At 64.9% G+C, this 2576-nt stretch carries 6 protein-coding genes; 5 read left to right on the top strand and 1 reads right to left on the bottom strand.

The window, feature by feature from the left end; genetic code table 11:
• The 5 genes from PF446_RS07265 to PF446_RS07245 all read left to right on the top strand — a co-directional run.
• The coding region (locus PF446_RS07265) for a VIT domain-containing protein (RefSeq protein ID WP_298070652.1) at positions 1 to 709 on the top strand (709 nt) is incomplete at its 5' end.
• 15 nt (positions 710 to 724) lie between these two features.
• Entirely contained in the window at positions 725 to 1009 is a 285-nt protein-coding gene (locus PF446_RS07260; protein ID WP_298070650.1) for a VWA domain-containing protein, read from the top strand.
• Complete coding sequence (locus PF446_RS07255; RefSeq protein ID WP_298070649.1) at positions 994 to 1308, top strand: hypothetical protein; 315 nt, start codon at positions 994 to 996, stop codon at positions 1306 to 1308. Before PF446_RS07260 ends, PF446_RS07255 begins: the two co-directional genes overlap by 16 nt.
• 63 nt (positions 1309 to 1371) lie before the next feature.
• Positions 1372 to 1611 carry a hypothetical protein gene (locus PF446_RS07250; protein WP_298070648.1) on the top strand — a complete coding sequence of 80 codons (240 nt, stop codon included), beginning with the start codon at positions 1372 to 1374 and terminating at the stop codon, positions 1609 to 1611.
• A gap of 51 nt (positions 1612 to 1662) precedes the next feature.
• Positions 1663 to 2001, top strand: coding sequence for a hypothetical protein (locus PF446_RS07245; RefSeq protein ID WP_298070647.1), 339 nt, complete (start codon positions 1663 to 1665; stop codon positions 1999 to 2001).
• Here the strand turns inward: PF446_RS07245 and rpe are convergent.
• Positions 1959 to 2576, bottom strand: a 618-nt coding sequence (gene rpe, locus PF446_RS07240) for a ribulose-phosphate 3-epimerase (protein WP_298070645.1), incomplete at its 5' end; no start/stop codon positions are given. The two genes, PF446_RS07245 and rpe, sit on opposite strands and share 43 nt — an antisense overlap.

The following is a 2576-nucleotide window of genomic DNA, read 5'->3' as shown; positions in this document are numbered from 1 at the left end:
GGACACCGATGTCCACTACCGCGTCGACGGTCTGATCGCCGACGTGGTGGTGCACCAGCGCTTCCGCAACACCGGAAAGAACTGGCTGCAGGGCGAATACATGCTGCCGCTGCCCGACGACGCCGCGGTGTACTCCATGACGATGCACATCGGCAAGCGCACCATCGTGGGCAACATCCGCGAGAAGCAGGCCGCGCGCAGGATCTTCAGCCAGGCGCGCAACACCGGTCGCAAGGCGGCGCTGGTCGAGGCCGAAGCCGGTCACCTGTTCCGTACTGCGGTAACCAACGTGGCCTCTGGCCAGAGCGTGGATGTGGAGCTGCATTTCTGGCAGCGCGTGGACTACCGCGACGGCAGCTTCTCACTGCATTTCCCGCTGACCTACACACCGCGCTACTCCATGGACAGGGACGCACTGCCGCAGACCGCCGACTCCGGAATCACCGGCGCGCAAGGGTTTACCGATGCGCGCCACGAATCGCGGCTGAAAACCCGCATCGAGGTGACGCTGAACGCCGGTGTGCCGCTGGACACGGTGTTCAGCCCGAGCCATTCCGTGGTCTGCACGCAGCAAGGGGGCATCTGGAACGTGCGTCTGCTCGACGACTCGGTGATACCCGACCGCGACTTCATCCTGCGCTGGCACGCACAACCACAGACCGTGCCCAACGTGGCCGGCTTTACCGAGACCGTGGGCAACGCACACTAGGCCACGCTGATGGTGATGCCACCACAGCAGAAGGCGCTGACCATGACGCGCGAGCTGATCCTGGTCATCGACACCTCCGGCTCCATGGGTGGTGCCTCGATCCGCCAGGCCCGCACCGTGCTGGACATGGCCCTGGCGCAGTTGCGCCCGCAAGATCGTTTCAACGTCATCGCGTTCAATTCCAACATGCGCATGCTGCATCCGCAGGCGGTCACGGCCACGCCCGCGGCAGTGCATGAAGCACACGACTGGGTTTCAAATCTGCGGGCCGGGAGGGTACCGAGATGGTCCCGGCGCTGACAGCCGCACTTGCCGGGCATGCGCCCGAGCGCTACGTGCGCCAGGTGGTGTTCGCCACCGACGGCGCGGTCGACAAACCGGCCGGGCTGATGCAGCTGATCGACCGGGATCTGGGCGACTCGCGTCCGTTTCCGGTCGGCATTGGCAGCGCGCCCAACGGCGGCTTCCTCAAGACCGCAGCACAGCACGGTCGCGGCAGCGAAACTCTGATCCCGGACCTGCGCCAGGTCGGTTCGGCGATGCGCGGCCTGTTGGCGCGCCTGGATCATCCGGCCCTGCGTGACATCCACATCGACTGACCGCACGGCGCCGACGTTTACCCGTGCCGCCTGCCGGATTTGTATCTGGGCGAGCCGTGACTGGTGACCGCGAGGCTCGATGCTGCCGGCGGTCGCGTGCAGTTGCATGGCACGCTGGCCGACCGCGCATGGAGCGCGCCAGTGCAACTGGAAACGTCAAAACCGGGGCAAGGCCTGGATCGGCTCTGGGCGCAGGCACGCATCGACGATCTCCAGGCACGGCTACGCCGTGGCGATGACGAAGCCACGCTCAAGCCCCAGATCATCAGGACCGCGCTGGCCGCACACCTGATCAGCCGCTAGAACAGTCTGGTCGCGGTCGAGAAGACGCCTTCGCGCGAGACAGGACAAACCATGCACGACACGCAGATCCCCACCGTCTTGCCGTCCGGATCGGCCTTTACGCAAACGGCAACCCCGGCGCGACTGCTGCTGTTGCTGGCGCTGATGGCGCTGCTGCTGGCCGGCCTGGCCGCTGCGTTACGTGGTGGTGGCACAACGCATCGACTCCACCCGATCGTAGGTTGGGATGAGTGCAGCGAACCCAACGCACCGGCCAAACGGCCAGATATATACGTACCGAAACCCTGGGTCTTTGCCGGAGTTCGCATTGTCCACTCCAGCCTGAGACCTACGACCGGCGCATTATTTCAACCGATGGCCCGGCGCATGGCATCGATCTCGGCCTTGTAGTCGTCGGCATGGAAGATGGCCGAACCGGCCACGAAGGTGTCGGCCCCGGCCTTGGCGATATCGGCAATGTTGTCGGCCTTCACCCCGCCGTCGACCTCCAGACGGATCATGCGGCCGCTGTTGTCGATGATCTCGCGCACGCGGTTGAGCTTCTCCAGCGCGGCGGGAATGAAGCTCTGCCCGCCAAACCCGGGGTTGACCGACATGATCAGCACCAGGTCAATCTTGTCCAGTACGTAGTCCAGATAGTCCAGCGGGGTGGCGGGGTTGAATACCAGGCCGGCCTGGCAACCACACTCGTGGATCAGTCCCAGGGTGCGGTCAACATGCTGGACGGCCTCTGGATGGAAGCTGATCCGCGAGGCACCGGCCTCGGCAAAGTCCGGCACGATGCGATCAACCGGACTGATCATCAGGTGAACGTCGATCGGCGCAGTGATGCCGTAGGCACGCAGTGACTTGAGCACCATCGGTCCCATGGTCAGGTTGGGCACGTAATGGTTGTCCATGACGTCGAAGTGCACCCAGTCGCCGCCGGCCTCGAGCGCAGCGCGGGTATCGTCGCCCAGACGGGC

It is taken from the genome of Oleiagrimonas sp., from assembly GCF_027858935.1.
Taxonomy (GTDB): domain Bacteria; phylum Pseudomonadota; class Gammaproteobacteria; order Xanthomonadales; family Rhodanobacteraceae; genus Oleiagrimonas.
This window is presented reverse-complemented; position numbering and strand designations above follow the sequence as displayed.